Origin of the sequence: Sphingomonas sp. SORGH_AS_0879 (assembly GCF_030819175.1) — a bacterium.
Lineage (GTDB): Bacteria > Pseudomonadota > Alphaproteobacteria > Sphingomonadales > Sphingomonadaceae > Sphingomonas.
The window spans coordinates 4,185,427-4,206,929 of record NZ_JAUTBJ010000002.1 but is presented as its reverse complement, the minus strand read 5'-3'; the positions used below and the strand labels follow the sequence as shown (position 1 = coordinate 4,206,929).

The 21,503-nt window shown below is 67.6% G+C and carries 15 protein-coding genes, 1 pseudogene, 1 riboswitch and 1 other annotated feature; of the genes and pseudogenes, 8 read left to right on the top strand and 8 right to left on the bottom strand.

The window, feature by feature from the left end; genetic code table 11:
* Positions 1–50 precede the first annotated feature (50 nt).
* Positions 51–271: riboswitch (cobalamin riboswitch) on the top strand.
* A 180-nt stretch (positions 272–451) separates the two neighbouring features.
* The 5 genes from QE379_RS19490 (at position 452) to QE379_RS19470 (ending at position 6,180) form a co-directional block, all read left to right on the top strand.
* Positions 452–2,629, top strand: a complete 2,178-nt coding sequence (locus tag QE379_RS19490; RefSeq protein ID WP_307002998.1) for a TonB-dependent siderophore receptor — start codon at positions 452–454, stop codon at positions 2,627–2,629.
* Between the two features lie 22 nt (positions 2,630–2,651).
* Positions 2,652–4,052 (top strand): PepSY domain-containing protein, encoded by a 1,401-nt coding sequence (locus QE379_RS19485; RefSeq protein ID WP_307002997.1) that lies wholly within the window; start codon positions 2,652–2,654, stop codon positions 4,050–4,052.
* 53 nt (positions 4,053–4,105) lie between these two features.
* Entirely contained in the window at positions 4,106–4,777 is a 672-nt protein-coding gene (locus QE379_RS19480; protein ID WP_307002995.1) for a glutathione S-transferase family protein, read from the top strand.
* Positions 4,764–5,123, top strand: a complete 360-nt coding sequence (locus tag QE379_RS19475) for a tRNA-binding protein (RefSeq protein ID WP_307002993.1) — start codon at positions 4,764–4,766, stop codon at positions 5,121–5,123. Before QE379_RS19480 ends, QE379_RS19475 begins: the two co-directional genes overlap by 14 nt.
* Positions 5,124–5,253: 130 nt before the next feature.
* The gene (locus QE379_RS19470; protein WP_307002992.1) at positions 5,254–6,180 is read left to right on the top strand and encodes an alpha/beta hydrolase; all 927 of its coding nucleotides are present in this window, start codon (positions 5,254–5,256) and stop codon (positions 6,178–6,180) included.
* 126 nt (positions 6,181–6,306) lie between these two features.
* Here the strand turns inward: QE379_RS19470 and pepN are convergent, their stop codons facing one another.
* Positions 6,307–8,910: an aminopeptidase N gene (pepN, locus tag QE379_RS19465; RefSeq protein ID WP_307003311.1), complete on the bottom strand. Its 2,604-nt coding sequence runs from the start codon at positions 8,908–8,910 to the stop codon at positions 6,307–6,309.
* Between the two features lie 136 nt (positions 8,911–9,046).
* Between pepN and QE379_RS19460 the strand changes: the two genes are divergently transcribed.
* Both QE379_RS19460 and QE379_RS19455 read left to right on the top strand, forming a co-directional pair.
* Positions 9,047–10,753, top strand: coding sequence for a M28 family peptidase (locus QE379_RS19460; protein ID WP_307002991.1), 1,707 nt, complete (start codon positions 9,047–9,049; stop codon positions 10,751–10,753).
* 242 nt (positions 10,754–10,995) lie between these two features.
* The gene (locus QE379_RS19455) at positions 10,996–11,835 is read left to right on the top strand and encodes an NAD(P)-dependent oxidoreductase (RefSeq protein ID WP_307002989.1); all 840 of its coding nucleotides are present in this window, start codon (positions 10,996–10,998) and stop codon (positions 11,833–11,835) included.
* Here the strand turns inward: QE379_RS19455 and QE379_RS19450 are convergent.
* From QE379_RS19450 to QE379_RS19430, 5 genes and pseudogenes are all read right to left on the bottom strand, one after another.
* Entirely contained in the window at positions 11,745–12,665 is a 921-nt protein-coding gene (locus QE379_RS19450) for a DMT family transporter (protein ID WP_307002987.1), read from the bottom strand. The genes QE379_RS19455 and QE379_RS19450 overlap by 91 nt on opposite strands.
* Positions 12,662–13,663, bottom strand: coding sequence for a low specificity L-threonine aldolase (locus tag QE379_RS19445; RefSeq protein WP_307002985.1), 1,002 nt, complete (start codon positions 13,661–13,663; stop codon positions 12,662–12,664). Before QE379_RS19445 ends, QE379_RS19450 begins: the two co-directional genes overlap by 4 nt.
* Before the next feature lie 59 nt (positions 13,664–13,722).
* Positions 13,723–15,205 (bottom strand): annotated as a pseudogene (locus QE379_RS19440) (SulP family inorganic anion transporter).
* A gap of 70 nt (positions 15,206–15,275) precedes the next feature.
* Positions 15,276–15,331 (bottom strand) — a sequence feature (sul1 is cis-regulatory element that is thought to sense ions involved in sulfur or methionine metabolism; They are found in Alphaproteobacteria).
* A 346-nt stretch (positions 15,332–15,677) separates the two neighbouring features.
* Complete coding sequence (locus QE379_RS19435; protein WP_307002983.1) at positions 15,678–17,780, bottom strand: transglycosylase domain-containing protein; 2,103 nt, start codon at positions 17,778–17,780, stop codon at positions 15,678–15,680.
* 73 nt (positions 17,781–17,853) lie between these two features.
* A complete protein-coding gene (locus tag QE379_RS19430) occupies positions 17,854–19,146 on the bottom strand; it encodes a dicarboxylate/amino acid:cation symporter (RefSeq protein WP_307002981.1) in 1,293 nt (430 codons plus the stop codon).
* Between the two features lie 315 nt (positions 19,147–19,461).
* On the opposite strand from QE379_RS19430, the gene QE379_RS19425 reads away from it, so the two are divergent.
* Positions 19,462–19,770 (top strand): CHC2 zinc finger domain-containing protein, encoded by a 309-nt coding sequence (locus QE379_RS19425; protein WP_307002979.1) that lies wholly within the window; start codon positions 19,462–19,464, stop codon positions 19,768–19,770.
* 103 nt (positions 19,771–19,873) lie between these two features.
* Here the strand turns inward: QE379_RS19425 and QE379_RS19420 are convergent, their stop codons facing one another.
* On the bottom strand, positions 19,874–20,653 hold the full coding sequence (locus QE379_RS19420) for a hypothetical protein (RefSeq protein WP_307002978.1): 780 nt from the start codon (positions 20,651–20,653) through the stop codon (positions 19,874–19,876).
* Positions 20,650–21,462 (bottom strand): hypothetical protein, encoded by an 813-nt coding sequence (locus QE379_RS19415; RefSeq protein ID WP_307002976.1) that lies wholly within the window; start codon positions 21,460–21,462, stop codon positions 20,650–20,652. Before QE379_RS19415 ends, QE379_RS19420 begins: the two co-directional genes overlap by 4 nt.
* Between the last annotated feature and the right edge of the window lie 41 nt (positions 21,463–21,503).

Genomic DNA, 21,503 nt, shown 5'->3' with positions numbered 1-21,503 from the left:
ACCCTTGACGCCGCTGCCGCCAGGCCCCTACCGATGCGACGCCGGAATAATCCGGCAATGATCGCGCCGGTTCTCCCGACAAGGGGGATTAAAAGGGAACGCGGTGAGGGCGGGCGACCGCCCGAATCCGGGGCTGTCCCTGCAACTGTAAGCGGTGAGCGGATACGCACGGGGCGGCGATGGCCGGTCCAGCCACTGGGGTGACCTGGGAAGGCGCGTATGCCGCGATGACCCGTGAGCCAGGAGACCTGCCGGCGTCAGGTCGCTCATGCCCGGTCCAGGGGATGGCCGAGGCTAAGGTCTTTTCCGACGAGCGACGCCAACGATGGCGGAGGCGCAATGGTTTGCCATGGCGAGTGCGGAAGAGCGTCCAGTACGCATGGCATCCGGCCGTTCGGAGACGAACGGAAAAGCCTCGGCTTGTTTGCGACGAGACGCTATGGGCAATTGTATGTTATATCATTACAGATTCGGAGCGGTCCATCTGGGCCTGTGGGGTGGCGCGGCGCTTGTCCTGGGGACGGGACCCGCCTGGGCGCAAAAGGTAGAGGGGCAGGGGGCGGATGCCACCGTGCTGGTCGTCGGCACACGCGATAAACAGGCGCTGGATACGCCCAATGCGACGGGCAGTCGGCTGGGCCTGACGCCGCTGGAGACGCCGGCCAGCATCGCTTCGGTCGACGGTGACACGATCCGTGCGCGGGGCGACCTGTCGATCGTCGAGGCGACCACGCGCGCGCCGGGCATCGCCAGCGTCGCCAATCCCGGCAATGGCGGCACCGCCTTGTCGGCGCGGGGATTTTCGGGGCAGGGATCGGTGCTGCAACTGATCGACGGGGTGCGGCTGTTCCCGGCGGCGGGGACGATCACCTTCCCGACCGACCCCTGGATGGTCGAGCGGATCGACGTGCTGAGCGGTCCCGCCTCGGTCCTTTATGGACAGGGCGCGCTGGGTGGTGCGGTCAATGTCGTGATGCGTAAGCCGACCGCGCAGACCCATGGCCAGGCCGAGATCGGCTATGGCGCACAGGACAATGTCCGCGCCGCCGCCGGGATCGGTGGACCGTTGGGGGAGACGCTGGGCTACCGCGTCGATGCCAGCTATCGCCGTTCGGACGGCTATGTCGATCGCGGGCATTCGGACAGCGTCGCCTTGTCGGGGACGCTGAAATGGACGCCCTCGCCGATGTTCGCGGTCACGGTGCGGGGCGATCATGGCGACCAGCGGCCGATCGGTTATTTCGGGACGCCGCTGATCGACGGGCGGCTCGACCTTCGGGTACGCGACCGCAACTATAATGTCGGTGATGGGCGGATGCGGTTCCGCGACGACCGCGCCTCGGTCCAGATCGATTGGACGCCGAGTGCGGTGATCAGCCTGTCCAACATCGCCTATTATCTGACCAGCGATCGCTTCTGGCGCAATCTGGAGACCTATTGCTGGGTCGCGGCGAGCGGCAGTTGCGCGGGCGGTTCGACGGGAACGCCCGGCACGATCCGGCGCAGCAGCAATTACGGCATCCGTCACGACCAGACCCAATGGGGCGATCAGGCGAGCGTGACGTGGCGGACCGGCCTCGCTCCCGGTATCGCCAACGCGCTGGTGGTGGGCGGGGAGGCCAATCTGGTCCGCTTCACCCATGAGAACGACTTCGGGTCGGACGCGCAAGTCGATGCGGTCGATCCCTTCGTCTTCGATCCCGGCCGCTTCCTCGATACGCAGGGGATCGCGCCCCGATACCGCACCCGCACGACCGCGCTGGCGGTCTTTGCCGAGGACCGGGTGACGCTGGGGGCGAAATGGTCGGTGATCGGCGGCTTCCGCTATGAGGAGAATCAGGTCCGTCGCTGGGCCATCGCCTATCCGGGCGGGACGCGGACCGACAGCTTCGTCTTCGAAAAGACCTTCCGCAATGCGACCTGGCGGGCGGGCGTCGTCTATCAACCGGTGCCGACCCTGTCGCTCTATGCCCAATATGCCACCGGCGTCGATCCGCTGGGCACGTTGACCACGGTGTCGACCGGGCAGGTGGCATTCAGCAACGCGCGCGGCCATCAGGTCGAGGCGGGGGCCAAATGGCTATTCCTGGGTGGCCGGGGCAGCGCGACGCTGGCGGCCTATCGGATCGTGAAGACCGGGCTGCTGGCGCAGCGTACCCTGTCGAGCCCCGTCGAGCAGGTGGGGCAGCGATCGGCCCAGGGAATCGAGGCGGCGGTGTCGGTCGATCTGCCACGAGGATTCGGGATCGACGCCAACGGCACGGTCCTGGATGCGCGGTTCGACGATTTCCGGTCGAGCGGCGTCGACTATACCGGCCGCACCCCGCCGAACGTGCCCGAGACGCTGGGCAATCTCTGGCTGCGCTGGGATGCATCGGCCAAGGTGCAGGCGCGGGCCGGGCTGCGTTATGTGGGGCCGCGCTTCTCGGACAATGGCAATGTCTTTCGCATACCCGGCTATGCGACGGTGGACGGCACCCTGTCCTATACGCTGAGCCCGCGCCTCGCGCTCGACCTGCGGGTCTATAACCTGTTCGACAAGGCCTATGCGGTCACCGCCTATGGCGACCAGCAATGGCTATTGGGGCGGCCGCGCGCGCTGGACATGGGCATCCGTGCGGCGTTCTGACCGTGCGTGGGGAAGGTCGGCCGTGCGGCTGGCCTTCCTCGTGCATCGCTGGGCGGGGATCGTCGCCTGCCTGTTCTTCGCGATGTGGTTCGCGAGCGGGCTGGTGATGCTCTACGTGCCCTATCCCGCGCTGTCGCCCGCGCAAGGCTGGGCGGGGGCGACGCCGATCGACTGGAGCCGGGTCGATATCGCGCCGCGAGGCGAGGGTGGTGCCCGGCGGATCATGCTGGAGATGCGCGACGACACCCCCGTCTGGCGGATCGAGGGGGCGGAGGGGGAGACGCGCATCCAGTCGGCGGAGGCGGGTTCCGCGCCCACTGCCGTCGATGCCGCCTATGCCCGCCGGGTGGCCGCGCGCTTCGGCCGGGCGGCGGTGCGCGGGGTCGCGCCGATCGGGCATGACCAGTGGACGGTGGCGGGCGGTTTCGACCGGCACCGCCCCCTGTGGAAGGTCGCACTGGCCGATGCCGCCGGGACCGAGCTTTATGTCTCCAGCCTGACCGGGCAGGTGGTGCAGCGGACGACGTGGGATCAGCGTTTCTGGAACTGGCTCGGCTCGGTGCCGCACTGGATCTACCCCACGGTGCTGCGCCGTGACGGCGGGCTGTGGCGGCAGGTGGTGATGTGGGTGTCGGGGCCGTGCATCGCAGTGGCGTTGACCGGCATGTGGATCGGCATCCTGCGCCTCCGGGCGGGGCGGCGGCGCTATCGCGGCGGGCGGGTGAGCCCCTATCGCGGCTGGATGCTCTGGCACCATGTCAGCGGGCTGCTGGGCGGTGTGATGCTGACCACCTGGATCGTCAGCGGTTGGCTGTCGGTTGATCCGGGACATGCCTTTGCGGGGAGCGCCGCGCCGCCCGAGGCGATGCGGGCCTATGCGGGGCAGGCGGGCGAACCCGTCGCGCTGGACCGGCTGGCGCGCCTGGCACGGGGCACCCGCACCGTCGAATGGAGCGGCGATGCGGGATTGCGGCGAATCGCGATCGACCGCGCATCGCCGCATCCGCGATGGCTGGAGCAGGCTGGCCTGGTCGCCGCGCGGCCGGTCGTCCCCGCCCGCGCGGCGATGCTGGTGCCCGGCGGGCGGCTGGTAACGAGCGAGCGGCTCGACCGGCCCGACTTCTACTGGACCTCCACCGCGCGCCTGCCGGTCGTGCGGATGCGGTTCGACGATCCGGCGGCGACATGGCTGTACGTCGATCCGATGAGCGGCGCGGTGATCCAGCGACAGGACCGCGTCCGGCGCGCCTATCGTTGGGTCTATACGTTGCTGCACTGCTGGGACTGGCCGTGGCTGACCGCGCGGCGGCCCGCCTGGGATGTGTGGATGTGGGTCTGGTCGATCGCCGGAATGATCCTGTCGGTCAGCGGCGTGGTGGTCGGCTGGCGGCGATTGCGGCGTCCCGCGCGCATGGGCGGGTGAAAACATGCGTGTCGGGCTTGGCGTGGGGGTGGGCGCCCGCTTAGATGGGGGGCATGTGGCAACTCTACCAATTCCCGCTCTGTCCCTTTTCGCGCAAGGTCCGGCTATTGCTGGGCGAGAAGGGCGTCGGTTACGAATTGGTCCGCGAATCGCCCTGGCAACGCCGCGACGAATTCCTGGACATGAACCCCGCCGGGCAGACCCCGGTGATGGTCGATGAGGAACGCGGCGTGCTGCTGGTCGATTCGATGGCGATTTCGGAATTCTTCGAGGAGACGGTCGAAAAGTCGGCGATGATCAACGGCACCGCCATCGGCCGCGCGGAGATACGGCGGCTGGTGACGTGGTTCGACACGCATTTCTATCAGGACGTGACCGGGCCGCTGCTCCACGAGCGCATGGTCAAGCGGGTCGCGCGTACCGGCAGCCCGGATGCCAAGGGCCTGCGCGAGGCGATGAAGGCGGCGGTCGGGCATCTCGACTATACCGATTATCTGCTCGACCATCGCAACTGGCTGGGGGGCGCGACGATGAGTCTCGCCGATCTGGCGGCGGCGGCGCAGATCTCGGTCGCCGATTATCTGGGCGGCATCGACTGGAAGGGGCATGAGCAGACCGCGCGCTGGTATCGCGGGCTGAAAAGCCGCCCTTCCTTCCGCCCGCTCCTGTCCGAGCGGATGGAGATGGTCACCCCGCCTTCGCATTACGACAATGTCGACTTCTGACGCGCCCGCCGATCGGATCGGGATCGAGGATTTCCTGGCGGTCGACATCCGCGTCGGCACCGTCATCGCCGCCGAACCCTTTCCCGAAGCGCGCAAACCCGCGATCAAGCTGACCATCGATTTCGGCGAGGTGATCGGCGTCAAGCGCTCCTCGGCGCAGATCACCCGGCATTATACGCCGGAGACGCTGGTCGGGCGGCAGGTGGCGGCGGTGGTCAACTTCCCAGCGCGTCAGATCGGGCCGATGATGTCCGAGGTTTTGACTTTGGGCTTCCCCGATGCGGATGGGCAGGTGGTGTTGATCGCGCCCGACCTGGCCGTGCCCAATGGGGGGCGGTTGTTCTGAGGGCGTCCTACCGGTGACCACTTGGCACTGCCCTACTGTTAGCCTTAACATTTCCCTTGCGCCGCGCGCCTCGACGCGTACCATTCCCGCTCGACCGTAGGGACATAACCCACGGAGGACAGGAGGGGATATGAAGTCCAATCGCTGGGTCGGCCATGCCATGGCCGCCATGCTTGCGCTATCAGTCGCGCCACCCGCCATGGCGCAGAGCGACCAGATGGCACCGATCGCCATACCCGCACAGCCGAACGCCATTGCGCTCAACACCGGACCCTTGCCGGGCGCGAAGACCAAGGAAAGCTGGCACAGCCAGTATAACAGCGTCTTCGCCCGCAACGTGACCGAGGCGACGCTGACCCCCTTCCTGCCCGATCCGGCCAAGGCGACCGGCGCGGCGGTGATCGTGGCGCCGGGCGGCGGGTTCCGCACCCTGTCGATGCAGAATGAGGGCTGGGACGTGGCCAAGGCGCTGGCCGATCGCGGTATCGCCGCCTTCGTCCTCAAATATCGGCTGAACCAGACGCCCGCCGATATGGGCGCGTTCGAGAAGTCGATGGCGGAGATGTTCTCCAGCGTGGCGCGCCCCGCCGCACGGCCCAGCCCGCAAGACGCGCTGAAGGGCCTGGCGCCGCAGATCGCCGACTCGCGCGCTGCCTTCGCGCTGGTCCGTCAGCGGGCGGGGGAGTGGAAGGTCGATCCGAACCGGATCGGCATGGTCGGCTTTTCGGCGGGCGCGATGCTGACCGTGGCGACGGTGCTCGACGGACAGGCCAGGCCCGCCTTTATCGGCGACATCTATGGCCCGCTCCAGCCGATGACGGTGGCCGCCGACGCGCCGCCCATGTTCGCGGCGATCGCCGCCGACGATCCGCTGTTCGCGGGCAAGGGCTTCGGCCTGATCGACCAGTGGATGGCGGCCAAGAAGCCGGTCGAGTTCCATCTCTATGGCCAGGGCGGGCACGGCTTCGGCATGTATCCGAAGAAGACGACCAGCACCGGGTGGTTCGACGCCTTTTACCGCTGGATCGTGATGGAGGGGTTCCTGAAGGCGAAATAATCCTCCCCTGGAAGGGGTGGGGGCCAGCGAAGCTGGTGGAGGGGGGAGTGCCACGCGGGACTCGACTTGTCGAAGCCCCCCTCCACCACCGCTTCGCGGCGGTCCCCCTCCCCGTGCCGGGGAGGATCACTCGAGGCTCTTCGACGCCTGCTCGAACAGATCCTTGGACAGCCCCGGCGTCCCGACGATGCGGATCAGCTCCGCGCACATCAGCCGCGACCGCTTGGTGTCGAACCGCCGCCAACGGCCCAGCGGCGGCAACAGCTTGGCCGCCGTTTGCGGGTTGAGCCGGTCGAGCGCGATCAACTGGTCCGCCAGGAACCGGTAACCCGATCCGTCGGCGGCGTTCAGCGCGCGCTGGTTCATCCCGAACGCCCCGATCAGCGCGCGTGCGCGGTTGGGATTGGCGAGGGTGAAGTCGGGATGCTGGGCCAGCCGCTCCACCACCGCGCCCGTGTCCCCCCGCGACGACAGCGCCTGGGTCTGGAACCATTTGTCGAGGACCAGCGGATTGTCGGCATAGCGGTCGTGGAACCGGGCGAGCGCGATCTCCCGCTCGGGCGCATCCGAACTGACCAGCGTGGTCAGCGCGGCCTGCCGGTCGGTCATGTTGTCCGCCGCCTCGAACTGCGCGAAGGCGAGCGCGGCGGCGTCGGGCGCGCCGTTGGCCGCGATATAGCCGAGCGCGACGTTGCGCAGACGCCGTCGCCCCTTGGCCTCGGGCGAATAGACATAGGTCCCTTGCGCCATCTCGGCATAGAGCCGCCGCCACACCGGTTCCAGCGCATGGCCCAGCCGGCCGCGCAGTGCCTCGCGCGCGCTGTGGATCGCATCGGGATCGACCGTCACCATCTGGTCGCCGACGAAATTCTCGGACGGCAGCAGCACCGCCTCGGCCAGGAAGGCGGGTTCCAGTCCCTCGGCCTCCAGCGTGCGCGCGACCGCGTCGATCACCGCATCGGCCTGCACCTCGCCATCGATCGTGCCCGCGACCAGCGTGTCGAGCATCAACTGCTGCATCGCCTCATACCGGGCGAAGGGATCGTCGTCATGCGCCGACAGGAACGCCAGGTCCGCCGCGCTCCGGTCGCTTTCGATCACCACGGGGGCGGAAAAGCCGCGATTGATCGACAGGACGGGGCGCTCGGTGACGGCCTCGAAGGTGATGGTTTCCGCCACCTGGTCGAGCAGGATCAGCCGCTCGTCGGTCAGCGGCCGACCCGTCTCCGCCCCGAACAGCCGCACCTTCAGGGGCAGGACCATCGGCTGCTTCAGGCTCTGCCCCGGCGTGGCGGGGACATGCTGGGCCAGGCGCAGTTCCGCGCGACCGCCGCCGGGCTCGTGGGACAGCCCCGCGGAAATGCGCGGGGTTCCGGCCTGTGAGTACCAGAGGCGGAATTGCGACAGGTCGATGTCCCCCGCCTCCTCCATGCAGGCGACGAAATCCTCACAGGTCGCAGCCGTCCCGTCGAAGCGGCTGAAATACAGGTCGGTCGCGGCGCGGAACCTCACTGGGCCCAGCATCGTCGCCATCATGCGGATCAGCTCGGCCCCCTTGTTGTAGATGGTGGCCGTGTAGAAATTGCTGATCTCGATATAGCTTTCGGGGCGCACCGGATGGGCGAGCGGCCCTGAATCCTCCGGGAACTGGCTGGCGCGCAGGCCGCGCACATCCTCGATTCGCTTGACCGCGGCCGATCCCTGATCGGCGGAGAAACACTGGTCGCGATAGACGGTGAAGCCTTCCTTCAGCGACAGTTGGAACCAGTCGCGGCAGGTGATCCGGTTGCCCGACCAGTTGTGGAAATATTCATGCGCGACGACGGCGGCGATCGCGTCGTAATCATAATCGGTCGCGGTGTCGGGATCGGCGAGGATATAGCGGCTGTTGAAGATGTTCAGCCCCTTATTCTCCATCGCGCCGAAGTTGAAATCGTCGACCGCGACGATGTTGAACACGTCGAGGTCGTACTCGCGGCCATAGACCCGCTCGTCCCACGCCATGGCGAGCTTCAGCGCGTGGAGCGCATGATCGGTTTTCGCCAGGTCGGCGGCGCGCACCCAGATGCCCAGCGTCACCTCGCGCCCGCTCATCGTGGTGAAGGTCGATGCGTTGACCGCCAGATCCCCCGCCACCAGCGCGAACAGATAGCTGGGCTTGGGGAAGGGGTCGTGCCACTCCGCCCAGTGGGTGCCGTCGTCATTCTCACCCTTCGCCACCGGATCGCCATTGGCGAGCAGCACCGGATAGCGGCCCCGGTCCGCCGTCATCCGCACGCGATAGACGCTCAGCACATCGGGCCGGTCGGGGAAGAAGGTGATGCGGCGAAACCCCTCCGCCTCGCACTGGGTGCACAGATTGCCGCCCGAGGCATAAAGCCCCATCAACTGGGTGTTGCGATCGGGTGGGATCGTCACCTCGGTCTCGACGACATGCGCATCGCCCGACAGCGGCACGACGAGTTGCTCTCCCTCGATCCGCCAGTCGTTGACGGCGACCCCGTCGATCGTGACCGACAGCGGCGTCTGGCCCGCGCCGTCCAGCCGCAGCGGTTCGTCATGCGCGCCGCTGCGCGTGACGGTCAGCGCGGCGCGCACCCGCGTCTCGGCGGGGTCCAGCGCGAAGTCGAGCGCCACCTGCGGCACCGCCCAGGCGGGGGGCGTATAATCCTCCCGCCGGATCGCGGCGGGGGTCATGCTGGGCTGGGCGGCGCTGCGCTGATTGTCCATTTCGGGAATATAGCCGTGACGGACCCGTCGGGCCACCGGTGAGGCAGGAAAAACCGGGACATGGGGCGATCGGCGGGTTGATCGGGGCAGGGGGCGTGATACGCCTGTGTCCTGTCATCTCCCCGAAAGGTCCTGCATGTCGCGTTCGACGGCTCTGCTGCCGCTGCTTCTCCTGTCCACCGCCGCTGTCGCGCATGATCACGATCACCTGCATTATCAGGCGACGAGCCCTGCTCCCGCGCAAAGCGCGCCGCAGCGCAGCCCGGCCGAGCGCAACGCCGTCATCACCGCCCCGCTGCCCGAGGATCAGGCCGCGATGAAGGCGCATGTGATGTTCCTGGCCAGCGACGCGATGGCGGGGCGCGAGGCGGGGACGCGCGACTATGATATCGCCGCGCAATATGTCGCGGCGCAATTCTACGCGGCGGGGCTGCGGCCTGGCGGCGACGAGGGCGGCTATCTGCAAAAGGTGCCGCTGGTCGCCTATCGCGTCGCGGACAAGGGCAGCGCCTTGTGGACTCCGGCGGGCGGCCAGCCACAGGAACTGGCGTTCGGTGAGGATTTCGTGCCCTCGCCCGTGCCCGACAAGCGGGAAACCAGCCTGTCCGCGCCGGTCGTCTTCGTCGGATACGGCATCGATGCGGCGCAATATGGCCTGACCGATTACAAGGGCGTGGATGTACGCGGCAAGATCGTCGCCTTCGTCCCCGGCACGCCCGACGGGCTGGACGGCGAGGCGCGCGCGTTCTTCGGCTCGGCGGGGAACAAGGCGGCGCTGGCGGCGGCGCGCGGTGCGGTGGGTGCGATCCAGATCGACATGCCGCGTGCGGGCGGGCGCCAGCGGCCCTTCGCGGCGCTGGCCCGCTTCTACGATGGGCCCCGCGTGACCTGGGCGAACCCGGACGGCACCGCGCATGCGATGACGCCCACGACCCCGGTGCTGGGCACCCTGTCCCAGGCGGGCGCGGTGAAGCTGTTCGGCAAGGATTGGGACGCGGTGATGAAGGTCGCCGGAGCGGCCAAGCCCGCCTATAAGCCGCTGATCGCCAAGGGCATGCTGACCGTCGCGTCGAAGACCGGGTTCAAGCTGATGGACAGCGGCAACGTCATCGGCCTGATCCCCGGCAGCGACCCCAAGCTGAAGGACGAGGTGGTCGTCCTGTCCGCGCATCTCGACCATATCGGCACCAATGAGGGGGGCGATGGCGACCGGATCAACAATGGCGCGCTCGACAACGCCATCGGCATCGCCAGCCTGATCGAGGAGGCCAAGCGCTTCAAGGCGGCACCCCCGCCCAAGCGTACCGTCATGTTCCTGGCGGTGACGGCGGAGGAAAAGGGGCTGGTCGGCTCCGATTATTTCGCCAACCACCCGACCGTGCCGCTCAAGTCGATCGTCGCCGACGTCAATCTCGACATGCCGATCCTGACCTACAAGTTCGAGGATATGGTGGTGTTCGGCGCGGACCGCTCGACGCTGGGGCCCATCGTGCGCAAGGCGGTGGGGGCGATGGGCCTGCCCGTCTCGCCCGATCCGATGCCGGAGGAGGGGATCTTCGTCCGCTCCGACCATTTCCGCTTCGTGCAGAAGGGCGTCCCCTCGGTCTTCCTGTGGCCGGGTCAGGCCGGGCCGGGCAAGGCGGCGGTCGCGGATTTCATGAGCCACCGCTATCACAAGGTCGGCGATGAGATCGACCAGGGCATCGACTGGAGCCAGGGGCCGCGCTTCGTCAGCGTCAACTACGCCATCGCGCGCGAGATCGCGGATGCCCCCGAGCGGCCGGTGTGGAACAAGGGCGATTATTTCGGCACGCTCTACAAGGGGCCGATGGCGGCGAAGTGAGGGGGGCTCTGCCTCGTGCAGCCAAACCCGCGTGTAGCCGTTTCGCCTGAGCGGAGTCGAAGGAGCCATGAGGAACCCGGTTGCCCATGTGCTTCGACTTCGCTCAGCACGAACGGAGGTTGTGGGGATGGGGTCGGTTCTCGTGGTGGGTGACGCATATCCCCCACGCCCGTTCCGCCTGAGCGAAGTCGAAGGCCACGCGGAACCGCTGCCTCATGGACTGCGATGCGAACGGAGGTTGGGTGAGTAGGTTATTCATCTTCGGCCTGGGCTATGCCGCCGGGCACCTTGCGGCGCTGTTGGAAGGCCGTGGCTGGTCCGTCGCCGGCACGACCCGCGACGGGCGCGGCGGTACGCTCCGTTTCGACGACCGCGAAAGCGTGGAGCCGCAGATCGCCGCCGCCACCCATATCCTCTCCTCAGTCCCGCCCCAGGGCGAGCACGACCCGGTGCTGGTCACTTATGGCCCGCAACTGGTGCGGTCGGAGGCATGGCTCGGCTATCTCTCCTCGACCGGCGTCTATGGCGATACCGGCGGGGCCTGGGTGGACGAAAGCGCCCCGATCGGCTCGGGGCGGCGCGCGGCACGGGCGGCGGCGGATGCGGACTGGCAGGCTTTGGGCGCGCGGGTGTTTCGCCTGCCGGGCATCTATGGCCCCGGCCGCTCACCGATCGACCGGGTCCGGGCGGGACGCGCGCACCGGGTCGGGCTGGCGGGCCAGGTGTTCAGCCGGGTGCATATCGCCGACATCGTGTCGGGCGTGATCGCCGGGTTCGACGGCCCGGCGGGGGCGTATAACCTGTCCGACGATCACCCCTGCGATCAGGATGCGGTCGTCTCCTACGCCGCCACGCTGGCCGGGCTGGAGCCGCCGCCGCTGGTGCCGCTGGAAAGCCTGTCGGCGGCGGCGCGCGGTTTCTATGCCGAGAACCGGCGCGTCGCCAACGGCAAGGCCAGACGGGTGCTGGGCTGGCGGCCCCGCTATCCCGATTACCGGTTGGGCCTGCGCGCCTTGAGCGCGATGACCAGCCCCAGCGCGGTCACCGCCGCCCCCGCGCCCGCCAGCAGCGACCAGCGATAGCCCTCGAACACCGTCGACAGGCTCATCGCGATGACCGGCACGATGACGCTGGAATAGGCCGCCTTGGCCGGGCCGATGGCGCGCAGCACCCGGTAATAGAGCGGAAAGGCCAGCGCCGAGGCGAACAGCCCCAGATAGAGGATGCCCAGCACATAGCCGGTCCGCATCTCGAACACCGGCGGCCCGTTCAGGCTATAGGCGATGATCGCGTCGAGCGCCGATCCGATCAGCATCGCGACGCTGATCGTCGCGTGCATCGGGAAGCGCTTGGCGGTCTTTGTCGCCTGCATGACATTGGCGATGGAGGCGGACAGGATCGCGACGATGGTCAGGGCGATGCCGATCAGCGCGCGTGTCGGCCCCGCCGGATCGACCCGCGCCTCATGCACGAACAGCAAGGCCGCCCCGGCCATCGCGATGGTCGAGCCGACCAGCAACTGCCGCCCCATGCGCTGCCCCAGGAAGATTCGCGCGAAACCGGCATTGGGGATCAGCAGCATCGCGAAGACGACCGCGACCAGCCCGGAGGTGATATACGCCTCCGCCCGGTAGACGAAGTTGAAATTCAGGACGAACTGGAACAACCCGATTCCGGCGGCGAACAGGAAGCCGGTGGTGCCCAGCCGAAAGCTCTCCCGTCGGGCCAGCGCAAAAGCGCCCATCGCCAGTCCGCCGATCAGGAAGCGATAGCTGACCGACCAGGTGGCGGGGACGACCGTGATCTGGTCGCGGATGACCAGCCAGGTCGATCCCCATATCAGCGTGACGATCGCGAAGGGGATCAGGACGGCGGCGCGGGTCGAGCGTGGGCCGGTGTCGAACTCACTCACAGGGCGGCGATCGCATCGGCGAGGCGGGCGACGTCGCGGCCGTCACTGTCCCAGGCGGTGACCAGCCGGATTTCGCCCTCCGCCCAGTCGTAAAAGTCGAAGCCTTGCGCGCGGAGTTTCGCGGCCTCCTCGGGCGTGGCGCGCAGGAACACCTCGTTCGCCTCGACCGGGTGAACCAGCCGGTCGCCCGCCGCCCCCGCCAGCCGCTCGGCGCATGCATTGGCCAGCGCGCCGTTCGCGATCCACAGGTCGTTCTCGACCATCGCCAGCACCTGTGCCGCCAGATAACGTCCCTTGGACATGAGCAACCCCGCGCGCTTGCGGCGGCGGCGGGTGACATCGGCCAGGCCGGGCTTGAAGAAGACCAAAGCCTCGGCGCTCATCGCGCCGTTCTTGACGAAGCCGAAGGACAGCGCCTCCACCCCCGCCTGCCAGGTGAGCGCGGCGGGCGTGCAGCCCAGCCGCGCCACCGCATTGGCGAAACGCGCGCCGTCCATATGGAAACCGAGGCCCCGTTCCTTCGCCAGTGCGCCGATCGCGGCGACCTCGTCGGGGTTGTAGACCCGGCCATATTCGGTGGCGTTGGTGATCGAGATGGCGTGCGGCTGGACCCGGTGGACGTCGTTGGCGATGGCGTCGATCACCGTCCGGATCGTATCGGGGGTCAGCTTCGCGCCGTCACCATCGGCCAGCATCAGTTTCGCGCCATGGGTGTAGAATTCGGGCGCACCGCCCTCGTCATTCTGGATATGCGAGTCGCGGTGGCAGACCACACCGCCATAAGGCGGGCAGAGCGCGGCCAGCGCCAGACAGTTGGCGGCGGTGCCGGTGGGGACCCACAACACCTCCACGTCATGGCCGAACAGATCGGACAGCCGCTCGTCCAGCGCCCTGGACCAGCGATCGCCGTCATAGGCGGTGTCCATCTGGTCGGCCCCGGCGATGGCCTCCATCACCTTGGGGTGGATACGGGCGGCGTTGTCCGAGAAGAAGCGCATGGCTCCCGCGTTTGGGGGAGGCGCCCCCATGCGTCAACACTCCCCTCCCATTCCGGGCGTCAGTGCGGGGCGATGCCCAGTTCGACCCCCGTCTTGTCATGCAGCGCGAAGCGGTCGACCAGATCGGCGCTGGCGCGGTTATAGCCGATCACCTCCACCGCCGATCCGTCCCGCCGCAACCGCGCGACGATCTTGTCCAGCGCCCCCACGCCCGAGATATCCCAGAAATGCGCCGCCGACACGTCGATCGTCACGCCGCGCCCCTGCTCGGCCCGGAAGGCGCGGGTGAAGCGATCGACCGAGGCGAAGAAGATCTGCCCCGTCACCCGGTAGCGGACCATGCCCGCATCCTCGATCCGCTCGACCGCGAACAGGCGGCGGACCTTGCCGGCGAAGAAGATGCCCGACAACAGCACTCCGGCCGCCACGCCCTGCGCCAGGTCGCGCGTGGCGACGACGACCGCCACCGTGACCAGCATCACCACCGAGGAGGTCGGCGGATGGCGGCGAAGGTTGGGGATGGAGTTCCAACTGAACGTCCCGATCGACACCATGATCATGACGGCGACCAGCGCGGGCATCGGAATCCGCCCGACCACCGGCCCCAGCCCCGCGAGCAGGATCAGCAGCACGACCCCGGCGGTCAGCGTGGACAGCCGCTTGCGCCCTCCGGACGTGACGTTGATCACCGACTGGCCGATCATCGCACAGCCGCCCATGCCGCCGACCAAAGCGGCGGCGATGTTCGCGCCGCCCTGGTCCCATGCACTCACGCCGCTTGTCGCTGTCGCTGTCGGTCATGTCGTCGACGATCTGCGCGGTCAGCAGCGATTCGAGCAGGCCGACCGCCGCCATGGTCAGCGAATAGGGCAGGATGATCCGCAACGTCTCCAGGGAGAGGGGGACATGCGGCAGCGTCAGGCTGGGCAATCCTTCGGGCAGGCGGCCCATATCGCCGACGGTGCGCACCGGCAGGCCCATCGCGATGCTGATCGCCGCCAGCACCAGGATCGCGACGAGCGGGGATGGCACCGCCTTGGTCACGCGCGGCAGCAGATAGATGATGGCCAGCCCGGCGGCGACCATCGCGTAGCTGTGCCAGGTCACGCCGGTCAGTTGCGGCAGTTGCGCCATGAAGATCAGGATGGCGAGCGCGTTGACGAAACCGGTGATGACCGATCGCGAGACGAACTGCATCACGAGATCGAGGCGCAAGGCCCCCGCGCCGATCTGGATCAGCCCCATCAGGATCGTCGCGGCGAAAAGGTAATCGACGCCGTGATCGCGGACCAGCGGGGTGACGACGACCGCGACGGCGGCGGTCGCGGCGGAAATCATCGCGGGCCGCCCGCCCAGGAAGGAAATGACGATCGCGATCGCGACCGAGGCGTAGAGCCCGACACGCGGATCGACGCCCGAGATGATCGAAAAGCCGATCGCCTCGGGGATCAGGGCGAGCGCGACGACGAGCCCGGCGAGCACATCGCGGCGCGCTCCGCCCAGGCTGGTGAACCATTGGGTTCGATAGGTTTCAACGGTCATGAGAATACCAGAATTTCGCGCATGGCGAACGCGCTCACGGGAGGGGCGCGGGACGAAGAGCCATGCATTCTGTTGTCCGGCGGATCGGCGGCCGAAATAGCCACCCGGAATTTCACCGGGTCCTTGCGAATGACGCGGCGTTTAACGGAGAAGGAGCGGGGAGGGCAAGTCATTCATTGGTTCGCGCAGAGGCGCGGAGAGCGCAGAGGGGTACAGCATCCAGCCCCCCCTTCCCTCCCTGCAAGGGGAGCGGGTACGGGCGGGGCGTCCACTGGGCGTCTAACCAGCGGCTACACCCCTCCGTCAGGCCTTCGGCCTGCCACCTTCCCTTACAGGGGAGGAATGTTGATCGCTTCTCTGCGTTGTCCGCGCCTCTGCGCGAACCCAATCATTTTTGCGACTTCGCGCCTTCGCGCGAATAAAGATCGATCACGCGAAGAGAGACAAGACGTCTCCCTACCGAAAGCGCCCGCTATTGCTCTTCGTCGCGCTCGTCGGGCGGGCGGCGGTCCTCCGGCGGCGGGCCCGCGCGGTCGGGACGGCGGCGTCCGGGGCCGACGGTGATCGATCCGTCCTCGCCCATCCGCATGTCTAGGCCCATGCCCTGGATGATGTCGCCGACCGGATCGACTTCGGTCGAAATCGCTTCCTCGTCCATGCCGTTGGCCAGCGCGTCGGGATCGACCTCTTCCTGCACCACGGGGGCCGGGACCGGCGGGATGTCGAGCGCGGACTGCATGAAGGCGCGCCATATCCGCGCGGGCACGCCGCCGCCCGACAGGCCGGGATTGGGCTTGTTGTCATCATTGCCGACCCACACGCCCACCACCAGATCGCGTGCGAAGCCCATGAACAGCGCGTCGCGCGAATCCTGCGTCGTGCCGGTCTTGCCATAGGCATCGACGGTCAACAGCGCCTGCCGCCCGGTCCCCGTCTTGATCGAGGAGGAGAGCAAGTCGAGCATCCCCTCATGCACGGCCGAGGAAAAGCCGGTCTTGCGATCGGTCAGCGACTGATACCAAGCCTTGTCGCGCACCTCGGTCAGGCCATGGGGCGTGACCGGATAGCTTTCATTGGCGATGGCGGCATAGGCGGCGGTCAATTCCAGCAGGCTGACGGTCGAGGTGCCGAGACCGATCGTCGCCTCGTTCGCGATCGGCGTGGTGATGCCCAGATCGCGCGCGGCCTTGATGACCGCCTTCACCCCGACCGCCTGGGTCAGCCGCGCGGCGGCGACGTTGGAGGAGCGGGCAAAGGCCTGGCGCAGTGTGATCTTGCCCAGATAGCGCCCGTCGCTGTTGCGCGGCTTCCACCCGGCGATGTCGACCGGCTCGTCCTCGATGGTCGAATCCGGCGTCATGCCCGAGCGCAGCGCGGCCAGATAGACGAACAGCTTGAACGCCGATCCCGGCTGGCGCCGCGCTTGCGTCGCGCGGTTGAACGGGCTCTTGGTATAATCCTTGCCGCCGACCATCGCGACGACGCGGCCATCGGGGCGCATCGCGACCAGCGCGACCTGCGCCTGTTGCAGACCGGCGCTGCGCACCGTGCGCTCGGCGATCCGCTGGAGACGCGGGTTGAGCGTGGTCTGGACGGTCGCCTCGGTCTTGATCTCGCCCGCCTGGTCGCGCGCCTCGGGCAGCACCCAGTCGGCGAAATAGGTGCCGCTGGGCAAAGTCTCGGGTCGCGAGGCGAGCACCCGCTGCGGCTGGACCGCATCCGCCTCCGCCTTGGTCAGGAAGCCCGCATCCTCCATCGCCGCGACGACCACCGCCTGCCGCGCGCGCGCGCCCTTCAAATTGCTGGTGGGGGCCAGGCGCGAGGGGGCCTTGACCAGCCCCGCCAGCATCGCCGCCTGCCCGATGTTCAGCTTGTCCGGCGTCCGCCCGAAATAATGTTTCGCGGCGGCGGTGATGCCGTACACATTGTCGCCGAAATAGACGTTGGACAGGTACCGCGACAGGATCTCGTCCTTGGTCAGCCACGCCTCCAGCCAGAAGGCGATCATCGCCTCGCGGATCTTGCGCCCCGCCGTGCGGTCGGAATCGAGAAAGGCGTTCTTCGCCAGTTGCTGGGTGATGGTCGATCCGCCTTCGCGCACCCCGCCCGACCCGACATTGTGCCAGGCGGCGCGCAATATGCCGCGCGGGTCGATGCCCCAATGCGAATAGAATCGCCGGTCCTCGATCGCCATGAACGCCTCGCGTACATGGGCGGGCAGCTTGGCGGCGTCGACCGGCGCGCCGATGATCGCCCCGCGCCGTGCGATCGGCGTGCCGTCATCGGCGGTCAGCGTGATCGAGGGCGGCGTCGGCGGCTGGAGCGAGCGCGACAACGGCGCGGTGACCGCCAGCCAGATGATCGCCAGCACCAGCAGGATGATCCCCGCGCCCGCCCCGCGCGCGATCCACCGGCCCCAGCGGATCGGACGGCGCGGAGCCTCCTGATCCTCAGGCGGATCGTCGCCGAAGGACCAGCTTTGCGTCTCCGCATCGTAAAGGGGATAATTCTGCCCGACCGGCTCATAGGGACGGTCGATCGGGGTGCGGTCGGGATTGAACGGGTCGGGGCGCATCACAGGGTTCCGGTGGTCGGCCACTCGCGTGTATTACTCCACCAGAACACCGCGCGCAAGCTCATGCGCGTGTTTACCCCGTTTGCGGCACCTCGGGCAAGCGTTCCGCCGGGGGTGTGTCCCCGATCAGGCCAGCACGGTGCGCGACGATGGTCGGGACCAGCGCCTGACCCGCCACGTTGATCGCGGTCCGCCCCATGTCGAGGATCGGATCGATGGCGAGGAGCAGTCCCGCTCCCTCCAGCGGCAGGCCCAAAGTCGACAGGGTCAGCGTCAGCATCACCACCGCGCCGGTCAGCCCGGCGGTCGCCGCCGAACCCAGCACCGACACCAGCACGATCAGCACATAATCGCCGACATGCAGCGGCAGGCCGTAATATTGCGCGACGAACAGCGCGGAGATGGCGGGATAGATGGCGGCGCACCCGTCCATCTTGGTCGTCGCGGCAAAGGGCACCGCAAAGGCCGAATAGGCGCGCGGCACGCCCAGCCGCCGCTCCACCGCATCCTCGGTGACGGGCAGGGTGGCGATGGACGAACGCGACACGAAGCCCAACTGGATCGCGGGCCAGGCGGCGGCATAGAAACGCTTCGGGGAAAGCCCGTTGGCGAGCAGGAGCAGCGGATAGACCACGAACAGGACAAGGCCGAGCCCGATATAGACGGCCAGCGCGAAGCTGCCGAGCGCGGACAGCGACTGCCACCCATAGCGCACGATCGCATTGCCCAGCAGCGCGCCCGATCCGATCGGCGTCAGCCGGATCACCCAGGACAGGATTCGCCGGAAAATCGCGAGCGCCGAGGCGTTGAACGACAGGAAGCTCTCCCCCTTGTCGCCGACCCGCACCGCCGCGACGCCGATCGCCACCGCCATGACGATGATCTGGAGGATATTGAACGACAGCCCGGTCTTCAGCGCCCCGCCGTCGCCCGCGCTGGTCGAGGCGGACAGGCCGAGGATGTTGGACGGAATCAACCCGCGCAGGAAATCGAGCCACGATCCGGCGGTATCGGGCCGCACCGCGCTGCCCGGCGCGACGCCCGCATGAAGTCCGGGTTGCAGCACCGTGCCCAGCGTCAGGCCGATCGTGACCGCGATCAGCGCGGTGATCGCGAACCAGATGAAGGTGGCCGCAACCAGCCGCGCGGCATTGTTCAGGTCGCGCAGCGCCGCGATCGACGCGACGATGGCGGTAAAGACCAGCGGCACGACCAGCACCTTGAGCAACTGGACGAAGCTTTCGCCGATGATGCGCAAGCCCTCGGCCAGCCCCGCGACATTCTGGCTCCGCGCGAACAGCCCGAGCAGCAGGCCGACCGCCATGCCTAGGAACACTTGCGTCCCGAAGGAAAAACGAAATTTCATACGCCGATAGCTAGCGAACCAGCGAAACGATCCCAACCAAGATTTGCAAGGGGGCGGGATAGTTGGGGGATCGCCCCTCAACCCGTTGTTCGAGTGCCCATTTTAGGGGCGGGGGGAGTGACATTGCCCCTTACGACGTTCGCAAGGGGCGGGCAATATCTGAGTAGCTTAGCGCGAGGTCTGCTACATAAGCGAAGCGGGTACTTCAGCACCCCTGCCACCTATGACGTTCGCTGAGGCGGTTGCAGACGAACCAGCCGTACCACTCTGATGGTCCTGGCTTGACCAAGGCCGGCGATCGACGATGATGCCGTCATGTCCCACTTCGCAGAAATCCGGACGTTGGCCCGAGCGCAAAGCGCCTTGGCGCAATTGGTGGCGGAAACGGTCGAACTGCAGACGACGCAGTCAGGGCTTCGCGGGGCATGCCCTTTCCACCCGGATGCGACCCGTGGCCTCTACGTCCACAACGGGCGCTTCCATTGTTTTTCATGCGGCACCGGCGGGGACGCGATCGACTGGTGGATGCGGCTTCATCAAACCGACGAGGCGACGGCGACAGCACATCTCGCGCGAGGCGCTCCCGGCGACAGCATCGATGAATATAGCAAAAAGCCTTGCTGACCGGACAGGATGGCCGATCAGCAAGGCTTCACATGACGGAACGATATCCTTGGTGTGCCACCAAGCGCGTCAACGCTTCGGCGCCGGCTGGCACAAGCACCGCCTAGGTCTGCGATGAACTGGACGCTACGACCTGCCCGAGCAGGTGCTGCGTCAATGCGCCGCCGCCGCGGCCATAGGCCATGCGCCCCCAGGCGTCCCAATGATCGACCCTCGCCGCGATCCAGGCGAACAGGTGGTCGCGCACGATCTGGTCATCGAAGGCCAGCGACCAGGTCACTCGCCTTACCGGCATCCTGGCGGGACTTCCGCTCGCCATGGAGGTCAGGGTGATCGCATGCGACTGCCCTACCGTCTCGCGCGCGAAGACGTGACGCCGCAACCCGACCGCGCGCTCGAAATCCTGCAGCGCCTGCTCCTGGTCCCGATCGGACGGATCGCGCGATGCCGCGACCACCGCCGCCATGACGTCCGCGATGGGCAGATCCTCCCACTCCGGGTCACGAATCGCCATCAGCATCATGAGGACCGACCGACCCTCGGGACTCAGATCGTCCGTCAACCCCCGCTGCAGCAGACCGACGGTGTCGAGCCAGCACATGTAGAAAGTCGAGAAGATGAGGTTGCCGCGGAAGAGGTCGAACCGCCGCTCGCTCTCACCACGATCCGCCATATCGAAGGAAAGAAGGACCCGGAGCAGGAATTCGAGCTGCTCCCGTACGGCATGCGTGTCGGGGAAGCCCAGCTCGCCCCGCCAGAAGGCGTCGCGCACTGACGTCCATTTGCGGCCATCCTCGTCCTCGAAATGAGCACCGTTGGCCCGCAGCCACCAGCCCCACGGCAGCTCGCCCGGTCGGTGCCGCTCCCTAGCCGTCGCCATCATCGGACACTCGGCTTGAGGCCGATGGGCGGGAGCGGCGGCCCGTCCCGGGCCGGAACCGGGTGGCCGTCACGGATCGCGGCGAGCTGCGCCGCGAGGTTGCGGATTTCTCGCACGACATATCCGTCGTCGCGGTATCTGGCCTCGATCCCGGCGCCCATAAGGCTCTGGCGATCGCCCACGCGGCTCGGCACGACGTCGAAAAGGTGGTTGCAGTCGAAGCCGAACCACCACTGTCCCTGGCCGGCTCGATGATCGGTCGCATGCTGCAACGGCACCTCGCCGACGACGACGTGGCAAATACGGCGGTATTCGGTGATCAGGCGCCGGCGCGGATTGGGGCCATCGTCGCAGATGCGCGAGTAGGTCAGGCCGCCATGAACCTCGATCCCGAGGCTCGCCGGCACCGCGTCATGCTCCCAGCCGAAGAGCGGATGGGTGGACGACACCCCGACGAAGCCGCGCAGGAAGCCCTCCGGATGCTCGCGCAGCATAATGCACTCCAGGCCCGTCGCCTCGTCGATCCACGAGACCTTGTCTGCCTCGCCGAGCCATGGACCATGAGCGCGCTGCATTCCCTGCTTGGCATAGAAAATTTCCGCTGCCGGCACCACGCCGTCGCTCGTCGCGTAGCTGCGGCCGGTGATGCGGACAACGCCCTCCTGACTGACGAATTCGCCGCCCGCGCCGAGCACTTTGGCCAGTTCGACGCCCGGCCCGACCGCATCCGCCAGCACACCGTCCCCGACCTTCGTGAGCGACAGCGGCTTCTGCACCGCGACGGCCGTCGACCTCGTCTTCTTCGTGGCCATGACTTTCACCTTTCCTGCTTTGATTCGATCGATCAGTTGGT